This window comes from Gemmiger formicilis, from assembly GCF_016901605.1.
Taxonomy (GTDB): Bacteria; Bacillota; Clostridia; order Oscillospirales; family Ruminococcaceae; genus Gemmiger; species Gemmiger formicilis_B.
Genome location: NZ_JACJKP010000712.1, coordinates 1 through 229, shown reverse-complemented (window position 1 = coordinate 229; position 229 = coordinate 1). Strand labels below are relative to the sequence as shown.

Sequence of the window (229 nt, the reverse complement as noted above, 5' to 3'; positions counted from 1 at the left end):
CGTTCTGGAAGCCGAGGTCATGGAACTGAAGGCCAACCCCAACCGCCGCGGCAAGGGCGCGGTTGTGGAAGCCCGTCTGGACAAGGGCCAGGGCCCCATCGCCACACTGCTGGTGCAGAACGGTACCCTGCATAAGGGTGACTGCCTCATCGCCGGCACGGCTGTGGGCCGCGTGCGTACCATGCGGGACGATAAGGGCCGCGAAATCACCGAGGCCGGCCCGTCCACG

Annotated in this window: 1 pseudogene; it reads left to right on the top strand. The window is 67.2% G+C overall.

Annotated elements, in window-relative coordinates:
* A pseudogene (locus H6B10_RS16575) lies at positions 1-229 on the top strand (translation initiation factor IF-2); the annotation flags it as partial.